Genomic DNA, 25,705 nt, shown 5'->3' on the forward strand with positions numbered 1-25,705 from the left:
TATTTATATAATCTTATTCAACTTGGTAATGCATCTGTTAATTGCCAAGTTGTTAGTTTTATTACATCTTTTCCTGAAAATGTGATTATTTGTTTTTCTAAAGGAAAAAAACGACTGCTCATCACACCCATGCCGTGATTAAAGAAAATCTCTACACTAGAACTATCACATAATATTTGAAGATGTTTTATATCACCAGACCAGAAACGTGATTGCCACTCTCCATTCTTAGCGCTACGGCGTTTTAATAGTGCTTGTTCATTTTCAATAATTAACGAAAGAGTATCAGAAAAATGAATGGTTAGAGAGCCAAATAGTTGCAATTCTAGCTCAATTGAGAATTCATTAATTGTAGGAGCATCATCTGCAATTCCCTGCCAATATGCTGGATTTTGCCTGAGTTGCTGTAATTCTTTTACGGGTTGTTGATAAAGCTTCCCTTCTTTTACATGTAATTCGCGAGGGCAAGTCATTTGGTGTATCCAGCCATTAGCAATGGTCGGTTGATACATTTCTTCACCATCAGGAACTCCCATCCAACCAAATAATAAACGTCTGCCATTCGCGAATGTTGTTTGAGGTGCGTAAAACTCAAAACCTGCATCTAGTTCGATTAAATCACCATGCTGAAATTGCAATGTTGAATAATCAAAATCCCCTATTAAGTAGGCACTAGAATGTGAATTTAAAAATCGTTGTTGTTCTCTTTTTATACCTTGAGGACATATTAATAAAATAAAGCGTTCATCTAGTTCAAAGAGATCTGGGCATTCCCACATATAACCCGCATCAGCTAACCCGCCTAAATAACTTCCAGCTAATTCGCCGACTAATTGCCATTGATATAAGTGAGATGCACGATAGAGTAAAACTTTACCCTGTTTATCTAAATTTTGTGCGCCTAATACCATGTACCACACGTCATTATATTGCCAAATTTTTGGATCACGGACATGGCCACTATAGCCTTCAGGAAGCCCTAAGACAGGACCTAACTTATCAAAACCTCCCTGTTGATTTTCAACGGCTAAACATTGCCATGCCGTACGAGAGCCATCCTCAAATTTGACATTACCAGTATAACAAAGGGTTAATTTTCCTTGGTAGAACACTGCACTACCAGAATAACAGCCATCTTTGTCATAAAATTCATTAGGCAGTAAAGCAATAGGTTGATGCTGCCAAGTAATCAAATCCTTTGAGCGCCAATGACCCCAACATTTATGTTTATGCTCACAAGACAAAGGATTCCATTGATAAAACAGATGATAATATTCGCCATCAAAACAAAATCCATTAGGATCATTTAATAACCCAGTTACTGGCGCTAAATGCCAATGTGGATAATATTTATCTTTTATGGTGTTAGCGCTATTACGCATGACCGATTGTAAAATCGCAGATAACCCTTCGTTTTTGTTCATTTATGCAGACTCCACTTTGTATTTCAGCAAAAGAGAGATAACAAACGCAGTCACAAAGGCAATCACAAGGCCAATAATATAATTCATAATTGAACCTGCTTGCACGATTGCAATACCAGGAATAGCAGTCAGCCCAACGGCCGTCATATAAACATGTGAGCCTACAACCCAAGCACCACCAGCAGCACCACCAATTAAAGCGGCAACAAATGGTTTTCCATAACGTAAATTAATCCCGAAAATGGCCGCTTCAGTAATTCCTAACATAGCAGAGAAACCCGATGGGATTGTGATTGCTTTAATTTTTGCATCCTTGGTTTTAAACCAAACAGCAATACAAGCACCACCTTGAGCTATATTCGCCATTGCCCAAATCGGCAATAAAAAGTTAACCCCAATATTAGGGTTGCCTAATAAACCTGCTTCGACAGCATGAAAACTGTGGTGAATACCCGTAATAACAATTACAGAATAAAGCCCACCAAAAATTAGCCCTGCTATCCAACCCGCTTGTGTAATTAAGGTACTTAATAGTAATGAAATACCATCACCTAAAAGACGACCGACTGGCCCTATGACTAATAACGCGACAAAGCCCGAAATAATAACGGTTAAAAATGGCGTGATAATTAAATCAAGAGCATTAGGAACAACTTTGCGTAATTGTTTTTCCAACACACTCATAAACCAAACAGCAAGCAAGACGGGAAAGACAGTACCTTGATAACCAATCATTGCCACTTCTAACCCAAAGAAATTCATGGTGTTAAAACCAGCAGCAACGCCCCATGCGTTAGTTAATGCAGGATGCGTTAAAATTCCACCTAATGTAGCACCAAGATAAGGATTTCCGCCAAACTCCTTGGCCGCCGTAAAACCAATCAAAATAGGTAAAATAATAAATGCCGCAGAGCTACACATATCTAACATGATATAGAGTGCATTATCAGGACTCACCCACTGGTTAGTTTTCATTAACCCAAGTAGTCCCATTAATAAACCTGACGCCACAATGGCAGGAATAATAGGCACAAAGATATTAGAAAGCAGTCTAGCTATTCGCTGAAATGGGTTGAGCTTTTTGGCCGCGATATTTGCCGCTTCAGATTTACTTGATTCGCCAATACCCGCCGCAGCAATAAAGGCCGCATGCACTTTGTTGACTAAGCCAGTACCAAAAATTACCTGAATTTGTCCCGCATTACTAAAACACCCTTTTACACCTTCTAATTTATTGATTGCCTCTTTATCAGCCTTAGTGTCATCGACTAATACAAGTCTTAAACGAGTAGCGCAATGCGCCGCACTGGCAATATTTTCAGCACCTCCCAATAAAGGCACTAGTTGGCGAGCAATATTCTCAATATTCATCATAGCCTCGGTAAGTCTTACTTCGTTTATAAGCGATCATTAATAGTAATCATAAAAACTAAAACGGTTTAGCTAATAACATGATTAAATAAAAACCTATCTTAAATGGCAATGAATATGCGGATAAAAGCGCTTTATTTGTGATCTAAACGACAAAAAAGACATATCATTAGTCTTTTTTAGATAATTAAAATGAAGACAAAACAACCCAAAAGCTAAACAAATTATTTTTTATTTAGCTAAATAAATTAATATAATGTTAAATAATTTTATTTTAGAAAAAAATATTCCATACATTAATTTTATTGGCAAATTATCCAGTTAAATCTGACAGATAGCATATTATTATTTCACCCACTCCTTGTTATCAGTAACATTATAATACTTCATCAATCGTTATATATTTTATTATACAACAATATTAATCATCTGATTAAATTTAACAAATACAAAAGCTTAGATTAACCTTAAAAACTGGTAACGCTTGTAATAAATCACTTTTCTTTGATGTAAAGCAACTACAACTTTTAGAAAATACGTAGTATCCACATTAACAGTTGGGTTTTATTGCCTACGTTAAAGTGCTTATTTTTTAACAACAATAACAATAATTATTTCTCTATAAGCTTGTTGGCTTCTTTTTTCTTAAAAATATAAATAATCAAGTGAGTAATGTATGAAAAACATCAAAGAGATGGCGTTACTTTCCACTCCCTTATCTCGCCGTCGTTTTGTAAAAACAGGTGCAGCGGGTGGTTTAGCAATAACTGCAGGGGGATTATCTCTCCCCTTTAATCAAGCTATCGCCAAAGAGACAAAACCGACAACAAATAGCGAAAAAGTAGTGTGGAGTGCCTGTACAGTAAACTGTGGTAGTCGGTGCCCATTACGTATGCATGTTGTTGATGGTGAAATTAAATATGTAGAAACTGACAACACAGGTAATGATGTCTACGAAGAATTACACCAAGTTCGTGCCTGTTTACGTGGTCGCTCAATGCGTCGTCGTGTTTACAACCCTGACCGTTTGCGCTATCCAATGAAACGTGTGGGTAAACGTGGTGAAGGCAAATTTGAACGTATTTCATGGGATGAAGCCTTTGATACGATTTCAGATACCATGAAACGTTTGATTAAAGATTATGGTAATGAATCTATTTATTTGAACTACGGCACAGGTACTTTAGGTGGCACGATGACGAAATCATGGCCACCGGGTGCAACATTGATTGCTCGTTTAATGAATTGTTGTGGTGGTTATCTCAATCACTACGGTGATTACAGTACGGCACAAATTGCGGCTGGCTTAAACTACACCTATGGTGGTTGGGCGGATGGTAATAGCCCTTCAGATATCGAAAATACAAAACTTGTTGTGATGTTTGGTAATAACCCTGGTGAAACACGGATGAGTGGTGGTGGTGTCACTTATTACGTTGAGCAAGCCCGTGAGAAATCTGATGCTCGAATGATTATTATCGATCCACGCTATACCGATACAGGTGCAGGCCGTGAAGATGAGTGGATACCTATTCGTCCAGGAACTGATGCCGCATTAGTCAATGCATTAGCATATGTCATGATCAAAGAAGACTTAATTGATAAGCCTTTCCTTGATAAATATTGTGTAGGTTATGATGAAACCACCCTGCCAGAAGGTGCGCCAAAAAATGGTCACTATAAGGCCTATATTTTAGGTGATGGCGCAGACGGTCAGCCTAAAACGCCAGAATGGGCAGCACAAATTACAGGTATTCCCGCTTCACGAATTGTGAAATTAGCACGGGAAATTGCGACGGCAAAACCGGCGTATATCACTCAAGGTTGGGGACCTCAACGTCGCTCTAATGGTGAATTAGCCTCTCGTGCGATTGCAATGCTCTCTATTTTAACCGGTAATGTGGGAATTAACGGCGGCAATACTGGTGCTCGCGAAGGCTCTTACAGCATTCCTTTTGTTCGTATGCCTACGTTCACTAACCCTGTAACCACCAGCATTTCCATGTTTATGTGGACGGATGCAATCTTACGTGGTCCAGAAATGACGGCAACACGTGATGGTGTTCGTGGTAAAGACAAATTGGATGTGCCTATTAAAATGGTTTGGAACTACGCAGGTAACTGTTTAGTTAACCAACATTCTGAAATCAATCGTACTCACGACATTTTGCAAGACGATAAAAAATGCGAAATGATTGTGGTGATCGATAACCATATGACAGCATCCGCTAAATATGCCGATATTCTACTTCCTGATTGCACTGCATCAGAACAGATGGATTTCTGTATGGATGCATCTGCGGGTAATATGGCGTATGTAATTTTTGCAGATCAAGCAATTAAACCTCGCTTTGAAAGCCGTAATATCTATGAAATGACCAGCGAAATTGCAAAACGCATGGGTGTGGGTGAAAAATTCACTGAGAACCGAACTCAAGAAGAATGGTTACGTCACCTTTACGAGCAATCTCGCCAAAACTTACCTGAACTTCCAACTTTTGAAGAGTTCCGTGCTCAAGGGATCTTCAAAAAACGCGATCCTGAGGGTCATCATGTTGCTTATCGCAAATTCCGTGAAGATCCTGAAAATAACCCATTAACGACACCATCAGGAAAAATTGAGATTTATTCTTCTCAACTTGCTGACATTAAAGCGACATGGGAGCTTGCATCTGACGATGTTATTGATCCACTGCCGATTTATTCTGCTGGTTTTGAAAGCTATGGTGATCCGGCAATGGAAAAATATCCATTACAAATGACGGGTTTCCATTATAAATCACGTACTCACTCAACTTATGGCAACGTAGATGTTTTAAAAGCCGCATGCCCACAAGAAATATGGATAAACCCTGTTGATGCATCAAAACGAGGCATTAAACACGGTGATTTAGTGCGTATTTATAACGATCGTGGTGAAGTTAGGATCAACGCAAAAGTGACACCTCGTATTTTACCTGGTGTAGTCGGTTTAAGTGAAGGTGCTTGGTATAACCCAGATAGTAACCGCATTGATCACGCAGGTAGCATTAACGTGTTAACGACACAACGCCCTTCGCCGCTTGCCAAGGGTAATCCTTCTCACAGTAATCTTGTTGAAGTCGTCAAGGCGTAAGGAGTCTGGTTATGTCAACGCAATATGGTTTTTACATTGATTCAAGTCGTTGCACCGGCTGCAAAACCTGTGAACTGGCGTGCAAGGATTTTAAAAATTTATCCCCTGAAGTCAATTTCCGCCGTATCTATGAATATGCAGGTGGCGATTGGACAGAACAAGATGGCGTTTATACACAAAATGTTTTTGCCTATTACTTATCTATTTCATGTAACCACTGTGACGATCCTGCTTGTGCAAAAGTTTGCCCAAGCGGTGCAATGCATAAACGTGAAGATGGCTTTGTTGTTGTTAATGAAGATATTTGTATCGGTTGTCGCTATTGCCATATGGCATGCCCTTATGGTGCACCGCAATTTGATGAAGTCAAAGGTCATATGACCAAGTGTGACGGTTGCTATGAGCGTGTAGCTGAAGGCAAAAAACCAATTTGTGTTGAGTCTTGTCCACTACGCGCATTAGATATGGCACCTATTGAAGAATTACGCGCAAAATACGGTGATTTAGCTGAAATCGCCCCACTTCCTTCAGCAAAATACACCAAGCCAAATATTGTCCTTAAATTAAATGCCAATAGCCGTCCTGTGGGTGATACCACCGGTCATCTGGCAAACCCAGAGGAGGTGTAAGATGGTGGGATTGCATGAATGGCCACTGATGTTCTTTACTGTTATCGGTCAAAGTGTTGCTGGCGCTTTTATTATCATGGGATGCGCTATTCTTTCGGGTAAGCTTTCTCCTGAAATGAACAGAAAAGTACATTACAGCATGTTTGGTCTTTGGGCATTAATGGGAATTGGTTTCTTATTATCTATGATGCATATGGGAACCCCATTACGCGCATTTAACTCATTACTTCGTCTGGGTCACTCATCATTAAGTAATGAAATTGCCAGTGGTTCAATTTTCTTTGCCCTAGGGGGGATTTATTGGCTATTGGCTGTACTTAATAAAATGCCGGCTGCATTAGGCAAATTATGGGTCGCACTAGTTATAGTATTAGCCGCATTATTTATTACGGCAATATCTCGCGTATACCAAATTGATACCATTCCAACATGGTATAACAGCTACACCACATTTAATTTTGTGCTAACTGCCTTTATCGGTGGCCCTATTTTAGCAGCACTTTTACTGCGTATTGCGGGTTTTAACCTCAATTGCGCCAGTACATTGCCATTATTAAGTGTTATCGCAATTATTGTGAGTGCTATTGTGGCAACATCACAAGGCTTTGAATTAGGCTCTATTCAAACCTCTGTACAAAAAGCGGTAGATTTAGTCCCTAACTATGGTGCTTTGATGGGAATTAAATTAGTGGCTTTAGTTTTAGGCTTAAGCTGCTGGATTGCACCACTTCTACGTAAAAATAACCCTTCTGTTGCTTTATTAGCATTGGGCTTTATTTTAGTGTTTGCCGGTGAATTTATCGGGCGTGGTGTGTTCTATGGTTTACATATGACTGTCGGTATGGCGGTAGTTGGTTAATTAAAAGCTCGGCCTTTAAACCGCTGTAATAGTTAAAAAGTCCACTCTTTTTATCTGTTATGGCGGTTTTCCTTTTATAATGCGGTATCACTCTTTTTTAATCTTAGTCATTATGTTTAGATAGAAAATCGCATATAGTAAAGACAATAAATCTAAGCGGATTATAAAAATATTATGGAACAACAACTTATTACTGATATTTCTCTTACTGCCCGTATTTTAGGTGCGGCGTTTTATTATTCACCCACTGAAAAAAGTGACATTGTCGAACTGCTGTCGAGTCAAAAGTGGATTGAAGAATGGCCGTATGGCAACGAGAAAGAAAAGCAACGTATTGCAAGTCTACTTTCACAAACCTCATTAAATGAAGAAACGTTAGCACAAGCTTATCAGCGTTTATTTGTCGGCCCTTACGCACTTCCAGCACCGCCTTGGGGCTCGGTCTATCTTGATCATGAAAATGTATTATTTGGTAATTCAACTTTAGATTTACGTGAATGGATGCTAGAAAATGGCATTGATATTGCGTTAACCCAAAATGAACCTGAAGATCACTTTGGATTAATGGTAATGATGGTGGCATGGATTGCAGAAACTCGCCCTGAAAAGCTCAATGAGCTATTAGCAGAACACCTTCTACCATGGGCTTATCGTTATTTAGAGAAGTTATCTTTGCAAGGGGCATTCCCTTATTACGAAGGTTTAGCCATGTTGGCGACATTAACGCTCAAAAGTTGGCAATCGCAGTTAAATGTGATCCCTGCTGAAAAACAATTGTTTTGTTGATTAATCATCAATAGTAAAAATAAAAAGTCCTAAAAGTATCTGATCTTATGCTGTTATTTTAATCTCGCTTTTAGGACTTTTATTTATAGAAAAATGAACACCTAAGGTTGCTGTGACCAATACTGGTAAAGCTTGGGTTGTATTTCCCCCTCCGTTTTTAGCTGTACAAATTGGAGGCCTTCTTGTTGCTCTGGTACCTTTCTTAATGCTTTAGCAATACTGGCTGTCGATAGTCCGTAAGGCTCTGCATCCTCATTAGAATAGGCATAAAAAATTTTAGAGATCCCCGCCATACGCATTGCGGCAAGGCACATTGGACAAGGTTGTCCACTGGCATAAACTATACAATCATCTAATTTTGTTCGCCCTAATACTTTTCCGGCTTCCCGTAATGCTAATAATTCAGCGTGGGCAGTGGGATCATTTGTCGTTATTATTTGATTAACAGCACTTGCAATCACTTGACCATTATTCACAATGACCGCGCCAAAAGGCCTTCCCCCTACTTTCACATTATCTATGGCAAGCGATATAGCTTGTTGTATAAACTGATTATCTGACATTATTTCGCCCCCGCTTGTTCAAGTATATTAACGATGTTTGTATAGCCTTTATCTTTAGCTAAGGTTAATGGTGTGTGGCCAGAGCCATCGGCGAGGTTAACGTTAGCTCCACCTTCAATAAGTAAAGTCACAATCTCTTCATATTTTTGGCTACCATCACCTAAAATAATAGCTTCAATTAAAGCAGTCCAACCTAAACGGTTAATATGATCAACATCCACACCAGCATCAATCAATGTTTTTACTGTTTTTACATGCCCCCGCTCTGAAGCAGGAATTAATGCTGTTCCACCATAACGATTAACGCTTTTAAGTGAGGCGCCATGCGATAACGTTAATTCTAAGATCTCCTGTAAACCTCTAGCGCCCGAATAAAGATAAGGTGAATCATGAATAGCATCACGGGCATTAACATCTGCACCATGCTCAATCAGATATTTTGCAACCTCAATTTGGTTGGCATGCGTAGCCGCCATTAGCGGTGTGCGTAATTTTAAATCACGTTGTTCAATATTGGCACCTTGTTCTATCTGACGTTTTAATTCAGATAAATTCCCCTCTTGTGCCAGTGTAACTAGGTATGCCTTATCAGAATTTGCCATCGCTTTGACCATGAATATAGATGAAATTGTTAATAAGCTTAAGAAGTATAAAAGCCATTTGGCCTTTAGATAGCGAGTATTCATTCAATATCCTCTAGAGAGTGCTAATTTCTATCCACTTAATTAGCATATTATTTTAACCTAACTTAGATCTAACAAAGGCATGATCTTATTTCAACTAATCAAGGAGTCTATGAACACCGATTAGCCATTTTTATACTTTTTTTACACTTCACCTATCTCTTTTATCAACATCTTTACAGACCTTTAAGTACGCTTTCTTAATCTAAATAGTAAAAGGATCGTTCTGATGGTGATATTCGGTGCTGTGGCATTAGTTGTTTTGCTCACTGCTTATCTTATTTATGTGTTATTTCACGCAGAGGCATTTTAAAAATGGCAACAACAGCGTTGATATATATTGCTGTTTTTCTTATTACACTCTTTGTAATAGGAAAAATGCTTGGGCATTATTTGGCTCGCCTGATTGAAGGTGATTTACCTCATTGGATTACTCAAGCTGAACATGTCATTTGGCGTTGCTGTGGTTTTAAACCCGCAGGTAAGTCCATTCAGCCTATGAGCGGATATCAGTATATGTTCGCTCTGCTTATTTTTAATTTAATGGGGGCAATTTTATTATTTGTCATACTGCTTAACCAAGGCTATTTACCTTTAAATCCCCAATTTGCCCCTAATATGAATTGGGATTTAGCGCTAAATACAACTATTAGCTTTATTACAAATACTAACTGGCAAGCTTATAGCGGTGAAACTGCCGTCAGTTATTTGAGCCAAATGATGGGGCTTGCAGTACAAAATTTTTTATCTGCCACAACTGGAATTGCGGTAGCTTTTGTTTTAATTAGGGCATTAACTCAATCTTCTTGTACTTCTTTAGGAAATGCTTGGGTCGATATTGGGCGTATTACAATATATGTCTTACTCCCTTTAGCTATTATCTGGTCGTTATTATTTGTCAGCCAAGGCGTGATACAAAACTTTCATCCTGCGCTATTCAGTCAAGGTCTTGATGGTCAACACCAATGGTTGCCAATGGGGCCTGTTGCTTCTCAAGAAGCAATTAAGTTACTAGGTACAAATGGCGGTGGTTATTTTGCAGCAAACTCTGCACATCCTTATGAAAATCCAACTTCATTAAGTAACTTCTTACAAATACTCGCTATTTTTCTTATCCCTACTGCCTTGTGTTTTGCCTTTGGTCGCTTAAGTGGAACTCAGCGCCAAGGCTACACTTTACTTTGGGCAATGACGCTGATTTTTATTGTTGCCGTTGGTGTTATTACTTGGGCTGAATGGCACGGAAATCCAGAATTTATGCTCGCAGGTACCAATAGCTCACTGAATTTCGAAGGCAAAGAAACACGGTTTGGAATAATGGGTAGCGCCATTTTTGTTGCTGTCACAACGGCAGCGTCTTGTGGCGCTGTTAATGCAATGCACGATTCATTAACGGCATTAGGTGGCATGGTACCAATGTGGTTAATGCAAACAGGTGAAGTGGTTTTTGGCGGTGTAGGTTCAGGGTTTTATGGCATGATCCTCTATGTGTTATTAGCTGTATTTATCGCTGGATTAATGGTTGGTCGTGCTCCGGAATATCTCGGTAAAAAGATAGGTGTTGCTGAGATGAAATGGGTAGCCGTTGCTATTTTAGTCTCTCCAACCATTGTTTTATTAGGTACAACCCTCGCTTTATTTACTGATGTTGGTCGTGAAGCCATTTTAAACCCTGGCCCTCATGGTTTTAGCGAAGTGTTATATGCTTTTACTTCTGCTGCGAATAATAACGGTAGTGCCTTTGCTGGACTCAATGTCAATTCACCTTTTTATAATCTGTTATTAGGTATCGCAATGCTCATTGGCCGCTTTGGTGTCATGTTACCTGTTTTCGCTATTGCAGGTAGTTTAGCGGTAAAAAAACGTCAACCAGAAAGCTTGGCGACACTCTCTACCACTTCACCACTATTTATTTTTTTATTGATCCTCACGGTATTATTGATCGGTGCTTTGACTTTTGTTCCGGCATTAGCACTTGGCCCTATTGCAGAACATTTACAGCTGTTTTGGGCTAAATAAGGAAACCTATCATGAAAACAACCCAACTTTTTGACAGCAAAACAATAATGTCGGCTTTCTTTGATGCGATAAGAAAATGTACACCTCAGGCACAATGGCGTAACCCCGTTATGTTTATTGTTTATGTTGGTGCACTTTTAACTACCGGTATTTGGATTGCTTCGCTATTAGGGTATCTCCCTAATGATAATCACTTTACTTCACAAGTGATGTTTTGGTTATGGGTGACATTGTTATTTGCCAATTTTGCTGAGTCATTAGCAGAAAGCCGAAGCAAAGCACAAGCAGCTAGTTTACGTGGTGCTAAACAACAATCCAAAGCAGTGCGTTTACATCACACTGACATCAATGCACCGAAAGAAACCGTTGACTCTTTCTCATTACATAAAGGTGATATCGTTTTAGTCAACGCGGGTGAAATTATTCCTTGTGATGGTGAAGTTATTGAAGGTGGTGCTTCAGTTGATGAAAGTGCTATTACGGGTGAATCCGCACCCGTGATCCGTGAATCAGGTGGTGATTTTTCTTCTGTCACTGGTGGTACTCGTGTGTTATCTGATTGGTTGATTATTCGTTGTACTGCTGAAGCGGGTAATTCATTTCTCGATCGTATGATTGGAATGGTGGAAGGAGCTAAACGCAGAAAAACACCAAATGAAGTGGCATTAACTATCTTATTAACAGCGCTCACACTTATTTTCTTATTAGCCTGCATCACCCTTTACCCGTTCAGTGTTTTTGCTGTCGAGTTTCAAGGCCATGGCGACGTTATTTCAGTCGTCACCTTAATTGCTTTGTTAGTATGTCTGATCCCTACCACGATCGGTGGGTTGCTTTCATCGATTGGTGTTGCAGGTATGAGCCGAATGTTAGATGCGAATGTTATCGCAACTAGTGGTCGTGCAGTTGAAGCCGCTGGTGATGTTGATGTTTTACTGCTTGATAAAACAGGTACCATTACATTAGGCAATCGCCAAGCATCACGTTTTATACCCCTTTCAGGGATCAGCGAAAAACAACTTGCTGATGCCGCACAGTTAAGTTCTCTAGCAGATGAAACACCAGAAGGCAGAAGCATTGTGATCCTTGCTAAACAACGCTTTAATTTGCGTGAGCGTGATTTAGCATCAATGGGAGCTTCTTTTATTCCTTTTTCTGCAATGACTCGAATGAGTGGGGTCAATATTGGAGAGCGATTGATCCGCAAAGGTTCTGTTGATGCTATTCGTCGTCATATTGAAGTCAGTCACGGTCATTTTCCTGATGAAGTCACCGCTATAGTCGAGCAAGTAGCAAGAGCAGGTGGAACACCGCTGGTGGTCGTTGAAAATCAGAAAATTTTAGGGGTTGTTGAACTTAAAGATATTGTGAAAGGCGGTATTAAAGAACGTTTTGCTCAACTTCGTCAAATGGGGATAAAAACCGTCATGATCACCGGTGATAATCATCTTACGGCGGCAGCTATCGCAGCAGAGTCCGGTGTTGATGACTTCCTTGCAGAAGCAACACCTGAGGCAAAATTAGCATTAATTCGTCAATATCAATCAGAAGGTCGATTAGTCGCAATGACGGGTGACGGCACTAATGATGCTCCTGCATTAGCACAAGCCGATGTTGCTGTTGCGATGAATTCAGGTACTCAAGCTGCCAAAGAAGCCGGTAATATGGTTGATTTAGACTCTAATCCAACAAAGTTAATCGAAGTTGTGCACATCGGTAAACAAATGCTAATGACACGTGGTGCGTTAACTACTTTTAGTATTTCCAATGATATTGCTAAATATTTTGCCATTATTCCAGCTGCCTTTGCCGTCACTTATCCTCAACTCAATATGCTTAATGTAATGGACTTACATTCACCAGCATCGGCCATGCTATCTGCTGTTATTTTTAATGCCTTAATTATTGTTTTCTTGATCCCACTTGCACTTAAAGGTGTGAATTATCGCCCTGTATCAGCACATGTATTACTTCGTCGTAATCTTTCGTTATATGGGATCAGCGGGCTATTAATACCATTTATTGGCATTAAAGTTATCGATATGATTTTAGCGCTTATTGGGTTTTAAGGAGTTATATATGCCTCTATTTCGTTCATCATTAGTAATGTTATTATTACTTACACTAATAACTGGGCTGGCCTATCCTCTTTTAGTAACAGGATTAGCTAACTTAATATTCCCATGGCAAGCGAAAGGTTCTCTAATTTATCAAGATAACACGCTCATTGGTTCTGAATTAATTGGCCAACAATTTAATCGAGCCGATTATTTTAAAAGTCGGCCTTCGATGACGACTGAAATGCCTTATAACAGCATGGCTTCAGGTGCTAGCCAATTGGCGACTTCTAATCCTTTGTTACTAAATGAAGTTGTAAAACGAGTTCAAACATGGCAAAAAAATGTTGGTAATCATCATATAGTACCTGTGGATTTGGTCACTGCATCAGGAAGTGGGCTTGATCCTCATATTTCATTACAAGCAGCCTATTACCAAGTTGAAAATATTGCACAGTTACGTCAGCTTCCAAAAAATGAAATAGAACAATTAATAAAAAATAACACGATATCTCCATTAATGTCATTTATGGGAGAGCCTGTGGTGAATGTATTTATGCTGAATCAAGCACTTGATAAATTAAGTGCTGAAAAACAACAGAAAGCGAGTATTCAATAGAATGGAACATGATCAACAATGGCAACGCCCTTCTCCTGATGATTTACTCGCTTCAACGCGAACAACAACTCGAGGGCGTTTAAAAATATTTTTTGGTGCTTGTGCTGGCGTAGGGAAAACCTACGCCATGTTGCAAGAAGCTCAACGTCTCCACCAGCAAGGTATCGACATTCTTGTGGGCGTGGTTGAAACACATCAACGCCAAGAAACGGCGGCATTATTAAGTGGATTACCAGTATTGCCACCAAAACGTATTCATTATCATGGTAGAAAATTAACAGCATTTGATTTAGATGCTGCTTTAGCAAGGCACCCTGCGGTGATCTTAATGGATGAATTGGCATTTAGTAATCCCCATAAATGCCGACATCCTAAACGCTGGCAAGATATTGAAGAGCTATTGGATGCGGGTATTGATGTTCTTGCCACGATAAATGTACAACATATTGAAAGTCTTAATGATATTGTCGGTAGTATTACAGGTGTTCGAGTTCAAGAAACAATTCCAGATTATATTTTTGATAGTGCTGATGAAGTGGTTATGGTGGATTTGCCACCTGACGATTTACAACAGCGATTACACGAAGGCAAAGTGTATATTGCGGGACAAGCCGAGCGTGCAATAGAACACTTTTTTCGTAAAGGTAATTTAATTGCCTTGCGTGAATTAGCCTTACGTCGTATGGCCGATCGTGTTGATACACAAGTTAAAGAGTTCCGCGATAGTCAAGGAACAGCCCCAGTTTGGCACACAACAGATAGCTTGATGGTTTGCCTTGGTGCTCATGGTGGCAACAATAAATTAGTTCGTACAGCAGCGCGTTATGCTGCTGCTTTTGGTTGCCAATGGCATGCTATTTATGTTGAAACACCTAAACTTCACCAAATTGGAGAACATAAACGCCGAGCAATTTTACATTCATTAAAGCTGGCCCAACATCTTGGTGCTAGAACCGCGATCCTCTCCGACAATTATGCAGAAAAAGCAGTGATCCGTTATGCCAGAGAGCATAATTTAGGAAAAGTGATTATTGGACAGCGCACTTATCAAAAGTGGCAGTGGCTAAAACGTTGGATACGTATGCGTTTTGCTGAAAAACTAGCGCGATATGCACCTGATCTCCATGTTATCAGTGTTGCTCTGAATGATGAGGAGTTTCGTTATAAAACCAAAGTACCGCAACTGCAAAATGATAAATGGCGACAAAATATAAAAGGTTATCTCACAGCCATTGGATTATGTTTAGCAATAACCTTATTTTCTCGTACATTCCTATTAGCACTTGATAAGGCCAATTTAGTCACACTCTATTTATTGGGGGTTGTATTAATCGCTCTCTTTTTTGGCCGTCGCCCTTCCATTTTTGCCGCATTAATTAATGTTATTAGCTTTGATCTATTTTTTGTACAGCCTCACTTTTCTCTCGCTGTCTTAGATATGCAGTATTTAATTACATTTACTGTGATGCTTATTGTTGGGCTAGTAGTAGGAAATTTAACCGCAGGCATGCGTTATCAAACACGGGTTGCACGTTATCGAGAGCAACGTACTCGCCATTTATTTGAAATGACCCGAGAACTTAGTCGAGCGGTAAATTTACAAGAGATTGCTCAAACAAGTTATCATTTTCTATCAAGTGCATTTGATGCCAAAGTTTGTTTGCTTATCCCCAATAAACAAGAGGAATTAACTCCTTTTCATGCTCAAGGAATGGGACATTTACCTCTTGATAATGCAATTGCACGTTGGTGTTATGACAAAGACCAAATTGCAGGCGCGGGCACTGATACGCTTCCAAGTGTGCCTTATCAATTACACCCTATTACTGCATCTCAACAAGTTTTGGCTATTTTAGCCATTGAACCCAATAATCTTCGCCAATTACTTATTCCTGAACAACAACAATTATTACAAACGTTTAATGGCCTGATTGCCAATGCGCTTGAGCGATTACAACAGGCAGAAATGGCCGAACAATCACGAATTAATATAGAACGAGAACAATTACGAAATGCACTCTTAGCGGCTCTTTCTCATGATTTAAAAACCCCTCTTACTGTGCTTTTTGGTCAATCCGAGATCTTACTTCTGGATTTAAGTGCCGAAGGATCTTCACATACTGAGCAAGTGAACCAAATTCGACAACAAATTCTCACAACTTCACGTTTAGTCAATAACTTACTGGATATGGCACGGATACAATCTGGCGGTATTCAAGTGAATTTACAATGGAATTCGTTGCAAGAAATTACAGGAAGTGCTATTCGGTCACTCTCTTATTTACTTGATAAACATCCATTACAAATTGATATTCCGGCTGATCTACTGCTTTATTGTGATGGTAATTTAATTGAACGGGTTATCACGAACCTACTTGAAAATGCGGTTAAGTACACGGCATCAAACACAAAGTTAGGCATAAAAGCCTACACAGAAGAAACAAAAATTCATGTTGAAATTTGGGATGAAGGTCATGGTATCCCTTGTGATCAGCTACAGCTTATTTTCAATAAATTTTCACGCGCAGTAAAAGAATCGGCTATTCCTGGTGTAGGATTAGGTTTAGCGATTTGCAATGCGATTATTCGCTTGCATGAAGGTGAAATTTGGGCTGAAAACAATAAAAAAGGTGGAGCAAGTTTCCACTTTGTTTTACCTTTAAAATCACTCCCTGATATTGATGAGATTGAAATAAAACAGTGACTCCATATAACATTTTAATTATTGAAGATGAAAAAGAGATCTTACGCTTTGTTCGGCTAGCATTAGAGAACGAAGGTTTTCGTGTTTATGAGGCCTCTGAATGTCAACGAGGGTTAATTGAAGCAGCATCAAGAAAACCTGATTTGGTTATTCTTGATCTCGGTTTACCTGATAAAGATGGGCTCTGTTTTATTCAAGATTATCGCCAGTGGAGTAGTACGCCTGTGATCGTTCTTTCTGCAAGAGATGGTGAACAAGATAAAGTAAACGCACTTGATGCGGGAGCTGATGATTATCTAACGAAACCTTTTGGTATTAGTGAACTACTTGCCAGAGTAAGGGCTTCACTACGTCGTTTTGTAAAAAAAGAAACTGAAAACACACAATTTACCTTTGGTGATATTACTATTGATTGGGTTAATCGTATTGTCACTCGCCAAAAGGAACAGGTTCATTTAACACCAACAGAATTTCGCTTACTGAGTGAATTGGTTAATAACAGTGGTAAAGTGCTTACTCAACGGCATTTAATGCAACATGTTTGGGGGCCTAATTTTATCGAACATAGCCATTATTTACGTATTTATATGGGGCATCTGCGCCAAAAACTAGAAGCCGATCCCACATGTCCTGTACACTTAATAACAGAAACAGGGATCGGTTATCGATTTATGCCTTAACTGTGGCTATTTGAGGATAGGCAAAGTTAATCTATTAATTAATCAGTTTTCTTGTTTATATAAAATATACATACCTAATCCTCGTAAGATCTCACCTGACCAAAAACCATAAAACATACCATTATCGCTTTCTTTTCTGACTGCTGGGGACCACCGATAAATTACTTTATAACTGTTCGACTCTGAGCAATCAGGTAGTAGTTTGAATTCTGATGAGAGATCTGAGCTATTAAGGCTTCGAAAGCTTGAATGAATTATGTCACCCCACACCCAACATCGACCGTTTACTCCCTTGGGATTTTAAAAGCTAGGTGGGATTCATCGAACGGATACAAACATTTTGACGGAAATGTGATGTTTTTTGCAATAGTCGATATTGTAGCCATTAAAGAATTGTCGCCGCCGGATCAGCTCTCGCCACTACTTATGACAGGAGACTCAAAAAAGTAATTGAATCTCCTGACCATCAAGTAAATGCTAATCTAAAATTTCAACAATAGCCGCACCCACCTTGGTATCATCCGAGTTAGTTACATTAACTCTGTAGTAGTAAAATGATCGTTGGGGGGCTTGAACGATAATCGTGTCATAGGGTTCAACCCAATATGTGGTATCGGGATAAAAAACATGTGATGGCGGTGCCCAGTAATTCACAACTTCTAATTTCGTTTCACCATTATTAGTAACAATTACACTTTTAGTAACTGTTGGAATGATAGGCTCAGCATCGTCCCATACTGTAACAGTTTCCAAAGGTTGAATAACATAATTAGTTGACATAACGCACATCCTTAACTGCTTTTATATAGACTGCTGACATATTGCATCGCAAGTTCATTATTATATATTGCTGAAATCGCTATCCCACACATTTGATGGCCAGATGATTGTATATATCCTGCAACATCAGAGACCACATACATGGAGTTAATTGAAAATGGGCTGACTAAAGTGACTTCTTGCACAGGGTCATCATCAGGATGCTGACCTGCTACCATTGTATTATTAAGATTAGTGGTGAACTCAATTTGTGAAACAAAAGATTCTGCTCTCACGGACACCTGATTAATGAACTCACCACCATCAACATTAATACTCATGGTGTTTTGTCCAACATTGAATGAGTAATTGTTATTTGGCGTCATACCCATTTCATATTGTTCATCAGATCCACTACAGGTAAACATTAACCCAGTAGTTCGATGTGACACTGACAGGTCTGTATAAACATCGATAAAATTAATATAGCCATCTGGATAAGATGTTGGCTCCTGATATAAAGTTCCCAGGATGTTTGTAGAAGGCATCATTGAGTTATCAGCGACTTCAGCAAATGCCATAGGCACTGAGTAATTTTGCCCGTCTAGGCTTATAAGCTTATAGAAAGATCCAGCTGCCATGACTGGAACGTAGTAATTTTCCAGCGGTGCAGGAGCATTATAGTCTTCATAATCCCCTGACCATAGTTCATTAAATAAAGACACGCTTGTTTCATAATATAACTTCACACTAAAGTAGGTCTGTATGTTGTTAAGATAAGTACTGCCTATTGCCGAATTTATTGGAGATAAATAACTCTTGGAGTTCTGGATATCAGATTGAAGCAATGACTTTAATTGATTAACTTGATCCTGACTTAATCCTAATTCATTAGAGTATTTAATCCCTTCAAGATATAAGGCAATTTTTAAATTTACAGCGGCGACAAAAAGTGGAGCAAATGCATATTTAAAATTAGTTCCTTCTATTTTGAAGTTTTCTTCAATTCCAATTATATCTACAACCACTGTCATCAGTTCAGGGCCAGCAGTATCATACTGGGCATTAATTAACTGGTCATTGATAAATGATACTTTATCCTGAAGCTCGCTTACTGCGGCCACAAGGCGATTCCAGTCGTCCTCTTGAATATCTTCATTAATAAGGCTTTGCACTTCCTGTTTAATCGTGCTCCATATATCTTCCTTATCTGTTGGCCATAAAAGGCCAAAAATGGTGCTTAGTACACCTCCGACCACTGGGATCTGACTGATACCATAATGTATTATCGCTCCGATATCAGATAAACCATCATTAAGCTTAAGTGTAGATGACATATTTAGCCTCTTAAATTATAGCAATGATAAAAAACAGAATGAGTGACTTAATGTGTTTTCTCTCGATTAGTTTCCGCCCTTGCCAGAAACTAATAAATTAAAAACCAATAAGAAAATCTTATATTTTATAGTGCAGATGTATATAACTTTTCAAAGGGAAATGTAATAAATCTAACGCAAGGCAAGGTTTCGCAAGTTATTTCTATTATTTTCTTATGTTTCAGTGACTTTTCCTAAAAATAGTCTATGCTTTGTTCAGACAGTCTCTTAGCATTAAGGTGTCATCACCATTAAGTTATGATTCTAAGCGTGTATATCCGACTGTATGTCTATTATTTGATAAAACACCATCAGGATTAAAAACAAAATGCTGTTTACTTCTATCTATTGTTAAACCAGTATTATTATCTAAAGAATGTTGATGCCCAAATAAAAAATTATAATTTATCTCTAATTGGTTTAACATCCATTATATCTATGCCAATTTTTTATTCTTTATTAAATTTCCTTTCTCTTATTACTTTTTTTAAGGTTTTCATTATTCTCATAAAACGAGCCTTATTAAAAATAAACTTAACTCAATCAATAAAAATATATGAACTATGTTATTCAAGTAATGAATAAAATCCTTTATTAATGAATTTTACTTAACCCCTTACTTTAAATAGATTTTTCACCTTCATGAATATTATTTATTGAAATCTCATTGTTAATTAAAAACACCAATATTAGATAATTGAATCAATAAAAAAACCTATTCCTTCTATATTTAATAATAGAAGAGAATAGGTTAATTTATCGATTAATATTTAAAATTTATTAGGCCATAGCTGAAATGGTTTTTCTAAAACGTAATAAGGCTAATGAGAAAAATACAGAACCAATAATAATTAAGACAATAAATTGAGGCCATACAATAGAGAAATCAGCACCACGATATAAAATGGCCTGAGCTAAACTCACGAAGTGTGTCGTTGGCATTGTTTGCATTACATCTTGTACAAACTGAGGCATACTTTCTCGTGACGTCATACCGCCAGATAGCATATTTAATGGTAGTAAAACCATAATCATCAATAAACCAAATTGTGGCATTGAACGCGCCATTGTACCTAAGAAAATACCAATAGAAGTTGTCGCAAATAAGCTTAAAGCAACACCACACATAAACAGTAAAACCGAGCCTTCAATAGGTACATTAAGCAAGGTTTTTACCACTAAAACTAACGACATTACCGATGCCAATAGTACAACCAACCCCATTGACCATATCTTAGAAAGCATGATTTCAAAGGGAGTTACAGGCATAACCAGTAAATGTTCAATGGTTCCGTGCTCCCGCTCTCTTATTAATGCGGCTCCTGTTAATACTATCGATAACATAGTGATATTGTTGATAATTGCCATCACAGAACCAAACCAAGATTGTGTTAAGTTAGGGTTAAAGCTCATTCTTACTTCTAAATCAACAGGTAATGGGTCGTTGGTTCTGTTTTTGGCTAAAAAGGTTTTCGCCTCTCCCATTACAATGTTTTGTATATAACTATTACCTAAAAAAGCTTGGCTCATTCGTGTTGCATCGATATTAACTTGTATTTCCGGTTTACGACCCGCTAAAAGATCACGCTGAAAATTAGGTGGGATATCTAATGCAAACGTATAAGCGCCTCTATCTAACAAACCATCTATCTGATCAGGAGTGATATCTGCGGGTGGCAAAAAATAAGGCATATAAAAACTATTTACAATACGTGCAGATAACTGTGATTTATCCTGATCAGCAACCGCAATCGGTGCATGGTGCAATGAACCCGGAGTTACCGTTGCTGATGAGTAAATCGATACGGTAAAAGCAAACACAATTAATGCCAGCATTGCCTTATCTCGTGAGAGGCTTCGTAGCTCTTTTATACCTAAGTTAAATACATTTTGCATTGTGTGCCACATTTAAGCCTCCTGCTTTTTCAAGAAAAAGACACTTAGCCCAATTACAATAGGGATGGTAATAAGCAAAGGAATAAAAGACCAAGGTAAATCAAAAAGATTTAATCCTTTTGAAAAAGTCCCTCTTGCAATAGTTAAGAAATGAGAAGTAGGATAAATATGCCCTATCCATTTACCAATGCCCTCTAGTGATGAAACAGGGTCAATCATTCCTGAAAATTGTGTTGCTGGGATTAAGGTAATAATTGAAGTACCAAAAATAGCGGCAATCTGACTTTTCATAAAGCAAGAAATTAATAACCCCATTCCTGTTGCGATCGTAATATAGAGCAATGCCCCTAAAGAGAGCGTAAGCATACTGCCTTTAAAACTGACACCAAATACAAAGACCGAAAGCGCACAGAGCATAAAAAAGTTAAACATTCCCAATAAGATATAAGGAAATTGTTTACCTAATAAAAACTCAGCCTTGGTAACAGGTGTAACATAAAGATTAATAATAGAACCCAGCTCTTTTTCACGAACCACACTCAATGCACTTAACATCGCAGGGATCATCATTAATAAAAGTGGGATAACAGCAGGCACAATAGCAGGTAAGCTTTTTACATCAGGATTATAACGATAACGTGTTTCGATATTAATCGGTGATAATTTATCAACTACATTTGTTGGTTGACGCATTGCCATATCAAGCATCCATGTTAAGTGCATCGCCTGAATATAACCACGTACTGTTTCAGCACGATTTGGCATCGCACCATCTATCCAAACTCCTATTTTTACAGTATTTCCCTTAGCAACATCACGGGCAAAGTTAGGCGGAATTTCAATTGCAACTGTGATATCTCCACTACGTAGCCGACGTTCAAGTTGGTCATAATCAGTGATTGGTGCTTTTTCAATAAAATAACGAGAGCCTGATAGATTTTGGCTATATGCTTGACTTAAACCCGTTTGGTCTCTATCCATAATACCAAAGCGTAAGTTTTCAACGTCCATGCTAATTCCATATCCCATAATAAACATGAGAATAACTGTTCCTAATAACGCCAATGTTAGACGCACAGGATCACGGCGCAACTCCATGCCTTCACGAATACTATAGCTAAATAAACGTCGCAGACTGAATCGTTGCTTTAAGGCTTTTTCTGCACTTTCATCGCTAGATGCGGGAAGTTGTAGTGTTTTTTCATTGAGTTCAGGGGTTTCTTGTTCACCTGATGCCTTCTTAAGATAATCAATAAAGACTTCTTCAAGGGTATCAAATTGACTATTTTTGACTAAATTACTTGGGGTATCGGTGACTAAAACTTTACCCGCATGCATAAGTGACATTCGATCACAGCGTGCGGCTTCATTCATAAAATGGGTTGAAATAAAAATAGTGACACCGTCACGTCTTGATAAGTCAACCATCAAGTTCCAGAACATATCTCGTGCAATTGGGTCAACACCTGAAGTTGGTTCATCCAGTATCAGCATTTCGGGTTTATGAATAACTGCAACTGCAAGAGATAAACGTTGGCGAATACCTAATGGCAAACCATCAGGAAGGACATCTTCAACATCGGTTAAATTAAAACGTTCACTCATCGCCTTGACTCGCTGAGGAATTTCTTCTTCAGGAATATGGAAAAGTTTGGCATGTAATTCTAGATTTTGTCGTACTGTTAATTCACTATAAAGTGAAAAAGCTTGCGACATATATCCCACCCGACGACGAGTTTCGATATCTTTAGGATCAACTTCTTGACCAAATAACCAAGCTCGCCCTTCACTGGCTTCTAATAATCCCGTTAGCATTTTCATTGTAGTTGATTTACCACAACCATTTGATCCCAAGAAACCAAAAATTTCACCTTTAGGAATGCGAAAGCTCACATGATCAACCGCAACAAATTGACCAAAACGCATGGTTAGATCTTTAGCTTCAATGGCAATCACGTCATCGTCACTTTTATCTCTAGGAGGAATAATAACTTTTTGATGGTTCTTTTTCTTTTCTTCAGGCAACAACTCGATAAAAGCGGCTTCTAATTCATTCGTCTGAGTTTGTACTTTTAACTCATTGGCATGACCTGTTGCTAATATTTTTCCGGCATCCATAGCAACCAGCCAATCAAAACGCTCGGCTTCTTCCATGTAAGCAGTTGCAACTAACACGCTCATATTTGTTTGGCGTTTACGGATACGATTAATTAAATCCCAAAATTGAGCTCGTGATAAAGGGTCAACCCCTGTTGTCGGTTCATCTAGAATAAGTAATTCAGGATCATGAATTAATGCACAACATAAACCCAATTTCTGTTTCATCCCACCTGAAAGTTTGCCTGCGGGTCTGTCACGAAACGGCGCTAATCCCGTGCTTTCAAGTAAGTCGTTTATACGTTCTGCTCGTTCTTGTTTTGACTGACCAAACAGACGACCAAAAAAATCAACGTTTTCAAAAACAGAAAGCGTGTGATAAAGATTTTTACCTAACCCTTGTGGCATATAAGCAATACGAGGACAAACAGCCCTTCGATGTTCAACATCGGTCATATCACCATTTAAAACAATAACTTGCCCTGTTTGAATTTCTCTGGCTCCTGAAATAAGAGAAATTAAACTCGATTTACCTACACCGTCAGGGCCTATTAGGCCGACCATTTTTCCTGCTGGAATAGTCAATGTCACATCATCAAGTGCTTTGGTATCACCATAATGTTGGGATACATGAGTCAATTCAATGATATGAGAATGACTTTGCGTTCTCATTGTTTGACTCATTGTGGTAATTTCACCTCTAAATCAGTTGGCCAAGATTGATTGTTATCTAATCGAATATAAGCACGACCTGGCAATCCAGTTTTTACATATTCAAGGTGTTTTTCGAGTAACTCAGGTGAAATTCTCGCTCTTACACGAAACATCAATTTCAGCCTTTCATTATCTGTTTCAACCGTTTTAGGCGTAAATTGGGCAACACTAGCGACATAAGTCGTTTTTGCAGGAATAACAATATGAGGGGCTGCATCTAAAATAATATGAACGTCACTGCCTAAAGCAGCTTGACCTGCCGCTTCAGTTGGTAAAAAGAAGGTCATATAAACATCACTTAGATCAACCATATTTAACACACGACCACCAGCGCCTAAAACTTCGCCTGGCTCAGCAACTCGATATTGAACACGACCATTACGAGGGGCTTTTAAAATACTGTCATCTAATTCAGCCATGATGCGTCTTTCTGTTGCTGTTGCGGCATCTACTTTTGTATTTGCTTGAATAATACCCGCTTTTGCAGATTCAATAGCAGCTATGGTTGCCGTTTCTTGCGCTTTGGCAGCTTCAACGGCCGCTCTTGCTCCTTCAGTTCTGGCGATATCATCATCTAATTGTTGAATAGAAATAGCATTAGTTTTTACTAGTGCACGAGAACGATTGAGTCTTTTTTGTGCTGCATCCAGTTCGGCAATACGTTGACGAACCACCGCTTGGGCAGCAAGTTGTTCACTATTACGTTGTGATAATGCAGATTGAGCAGTAACAACACTGCTTTTTGCTTGATTTAATTGTGCTTGAACTTCATGCAGTTGTTCTTTAAGTGTACGAGTATCCATCTTGGCTAAAACTTCACCCGCTTTAACAAAATCACCTTCTTGAACTAAAATAGAGTCTATTCTTCCTGGACTTTTTGTTGATATATCAATTTCGGTTGCTTCTATTCTCCCATTACTTTGAGCAAATCCAGAAGGAAGTGCCGGTGCTTGAGATTTCCACCAAAAAACACCAGCAGCAATTATCGCGACAAGAATAATACCATAAACAAAAAAACGACTATTTTTTTGATTTTTCATATAAATTATTTAACCTTCCTTTAGCCATAAAATAATACCCAAAATGTGTTTATCTGCTGTATGTCAGAAAATAGTTAAATAGTTAAATAGTTAAAACTGATTAATTTTTTATTTTATCTATATTTAAAAATAGTTCATTTGTATTAATAAAGCTAACTTATGCCTAATAAAAAAATAAAATATTAAAAGCTAACCTTATGAATTATAAATATTATGTCATTATAATAGAGCCTTAACTCAAATTAATGTAGTGCTTTTATCACAGAATCCATTATCCCTTTTTGATTATTCGAAGAAGCACACAAATTGTATAT

At 38.4% G+C, this 25,705-nt stretch carries 19 protein-coding genes; 10 read left to right on the forward strand and 9 right to left on the reverse strand.

What is annotated here, in order from left to right:
* Positions 1 to 17: 17 nt before the first annotated feature.
* Positions 18 to 1,424 carry a sucrose-6-phosphate hydrolase gene (locus tag GTH24_RS09710; protein WP_164526337.1) on the reverse strand — a complete coding sequence of 469 codons (1,407 nt, stop codon included), beginning with the start codon at positions 1,422 to 1,424 and terminating at the stop codon, positions 18 to 20.
* Positions 1,425 to 2,795 carry a sucrose-specific PTS transporter subunit IIBC gene (locus GTH24_RS09715; protein WP_072068461.1) on the reverse strand — a complete coding sequence of 457 codons (1,371 nt, stop codon included), beginning with the start codon at positions 2,793 to 2,795 and terminating at the stop codon, positions 1,425 to 1,427.
* A gap of 676 nt (positions 2,796 to 3,471) precedes the next feature.
* Here GTH24_RS09715 and dmsA point away from each other — a divergent pair.
* The 4 genes from dmsA (at position 3,472) to dmsD (ending at position 8,184) form a co-directional block, all read left to right on the forward strand.
* Positions 3,472 to 5,910, forward strand: a complete 2,439-nt coding sequence (dmsA, locus tag GTH24_RS09720; RefSeq protein WP_164526338.1) for a dimethylsulfoxide reductase subunit A — start codon at positions 3,472 to 3,474, stop codon at positions 5,908 to 5,910.
* Between the two features lie 11 nt (positions 5,911 to 5,921).
* Positions 5,922 to 6,539 carry a DMSO/selenate family reductase complex B subunit gene (locus tag GTH24_RS09725; RefSeq protein ID WP_023582154.1) on the forward strand — a complete coding sequence of 206 codons (618 nt, stop codon included), beginning with the start codon at positions 5,922 to 5,924 and terminating at the stop codon, positions 6,537 to 6,539.
* 1 nt (position 6,540) lies between these two features.
* On the forward strand, positions 6,541 to 7,398 hold the full coding sequence (locus GTH24_RS09730) for a DmsC/YnfH family molybdoenzyme membrane anchor subunit (RefSeq protein ID WP_164526339.1): 858 nt from the start codon (positions 6,541 to 6,543) through the stop codon (positions 7,396 to 7,398).
* 174 nt (positions 7,399 to 7,572) lie between these two features.
* On the forward strand, positions 7,573 to 8,184 hold the full coding sequence (gene dmsD, locus GTH24_RS09735; RefSeq protein ID WP_164526340.1) for a Tat proofreading chaperone DmsD: 612 nt from the start codon (positions 7,573 to 7,575) through the stop codon (positions 8,182 to 8,184).
* Between the two features lie 101 nt (positions 8,185 to 8,285).
* Here the strand turns inward: dmsD and GTH24_RS09740 are convergent, their stop codons facing one another.
* Positions 8,286 to 8,747 (reverse strand): nucleoside deaminase, encoded by a 462-nt coding sequence (locus GTH24_RS09740; RefSeq protein ID WP_072068138.1) that lies wholly within the window; start codon positions 8,745 to 8,747, stop codon positions 8,286 to 8,288.
* Positions 8,747 to 9,433, reverse strand: a complete 687-nt coding sequence (locus tag GTH24_RS09745) for an ankyrin repeat domain-containing protein (protein ID WP_164526341.1) — start codon at positions 9,431 to 9,433, stop codon at positions 8,747 to 8,749. Before GTH24_RS09745 ends, GTH24_RS09740 begins: the two co-directional genes overlap by 1 nt.
* A 226-nt stretch (positions 9,434 to 9,659) precedes the next feature.
* Between GTH24_RS09745 and GTH24_RS22465 the strand changes: the two genes are divergently transcribed.
* Genes GTH24_RS22465 through kdpE form a run of 6 tightly spaced genes read left to right on the forward strand, consistent with a single transcriptional unit; the run spans position 9,660 to position 17,509 of the window.
* Complete coding sequence (locus GTH24_RS22465; protein WP_115349781.1) at positions 9,660 to 9,743, forward strand: potassium-transporting ATPase subunit F; 84 nt, start codon at positions 9,660 to 9,662, stop codon at positions 9,741 to 9,743.
* A gap of 2 nt (positions 9,744 to 9,745) precedes the next feature.
* The gene (gene kdpA, locus GTH24_RS09755) at positions 9,746 to 11,449 is read left to right on the forward strand and encodes a potassium-transporting ATPase subunit KdpA (RefSeq protein WP_164526342.1); all 1,704 of its coding nucleotides are present in this window, start codon (positions 9,746 to 9,748) and stop codon (positions 11,447 to 11,449) included.
* 11 nt (positions 11,450 to 11,460) lie between these two features.
* Positions 11,461 to 13,518: a potassium-transporting ATPase subunit KdpB gene (gene kdpB / locus GTH24_RS09760; protein ID WP_072068141.1), complete on the forward strand. Its 2,058-nt coding sequence runs from the start codon at positions 11,461 to 11,463 to the stop codon at positions 13,516 to 13,518.
* A gap of 10 nt (positions 13,519 to 13,528) precedes the next feature.
* Complete coding sequence (gene kdpC, locus GTH24_RS09765) at positions 13,529 to 14,125, forward strand: potassium-transporting ATPase subunit KdpC (RefSeq protein ID WP_072068142.1); 597 nt, start codon at positions 13,529 to 13,531, stop codon at positions 14,123 to 14,125.
* Between the two features lies 1 nt (position 14,126).
* The gene (kdpD, locus tag GTH24_RS09770) at positions 14,127 to 16,829 is read left to right on the forward strand and encodes a two-component system sensor histidine kinase KdpD (RefSeq protein ID WP_164526343.1); all 2,703 of its coding nucleotides are present in this window, start codon (positions 14,127 to 14,129) and stop codon (positions 16,827 to 16,829) included.
* Positions 16,826 to 17,509: a two-component system response regulator KdpE gene (gene kdpE / locus GTH24_RS09775; protein ID WP_072068144.1), complete on the forward strand. Its 684-nt coding sequence runs from the start codon at positions 16,826 to 16,828 to the stop codon at positions 17,507 to 17,509. The genes kdpD and kdpE overlap by 4 nt, the downstream gene beginning before the upstream one ends.
* Positions 17,510 to 17,986: 477 nt before the next feature.
* Here kdpE and GTH24_RS09780 read toward each other — a convergent pair whose 3' ends face one another.
* From GTH24_RS09780 to GTH24_RS09800, 5 genes are all read right to left on the reverse strand, one after another.
* Positions 17,987 to 18,289, reverse strand: a complete 303-nt coding sequence (locus GTH24_RS09780) for a hypothetical protein (protein WP_164526344.1) — start codon at positions 18,287 to 18,289, stop codon at positions 17,987 to 17,989.
* An 11-nt stretch (positions 18,290 to 18,300) separates the two neighbouring features.
* Positions 18,301 to 19,605: an insecticidal delta-endotoxin Cry8Ea1 family protein gene (locus GTH24_RS09785; RefSeq protein WP_164526345.1), complete on the reverse strand. Its 1,305-nt coding sequence runs from the start codon at positions 19,603 to 19,605 to the stop codon at positions 18,301 to 18,303.
* Positions 19,606 to 20,424: 819 nt separating this feature from the next.
* Positions 20,425 to 21,552, reverse strand: coding sequence for an ABC transporter permease (locus tag GTH24_RS09790; protein ID WP_072068147.1), 1,128 nt, complete (start codon positions 21,550 to 21,552; stop codon positions 20,425 to 20,427).
* Positions 21,553 to 24,321 carry a ribosome-associated ATPase/putative transporter RbbA gene (gene rbbA, locus GTH24_RS09795; protein WP_072068148.1) on the reverse strand — a complete coding sequence of 923 codons (2,769 nt, stop codon included), beginning with the start codon at positions 24,319 to 24,321 and terminating at the stop codon, positions 21,553 to 21,555.
* The gene (locus GTH24_RS09800; RefSeq protein WP_072068149.1) at positions 24,318 to 25,391 is read right to left on the reverse strand and encodes an HlyD family secretion protein; all 1,074 of its coding nucleotides are present in this window, start codon (positions 25,389 to 25,391) and stop codon (positions 24,318 to 24,320) included. Before GTH24_RS09800 ends, rbbA begins: the two co-directional genes overlap by 4 nt.
* Positions 25,392 to 25,705: the final 314 nt, after the last annotated feature.

This window comes from Proteus vulgaris (assembly GCF_011045815.1).
In the GTDB taxonomy this organism is placed as follows: domain Bacteria; phylum Pseudomonadota; class Gammaproteobacteria; order Enterobacterales; family Enterobacteriaceae; genus Proteus; species Proteus vulgaris_B.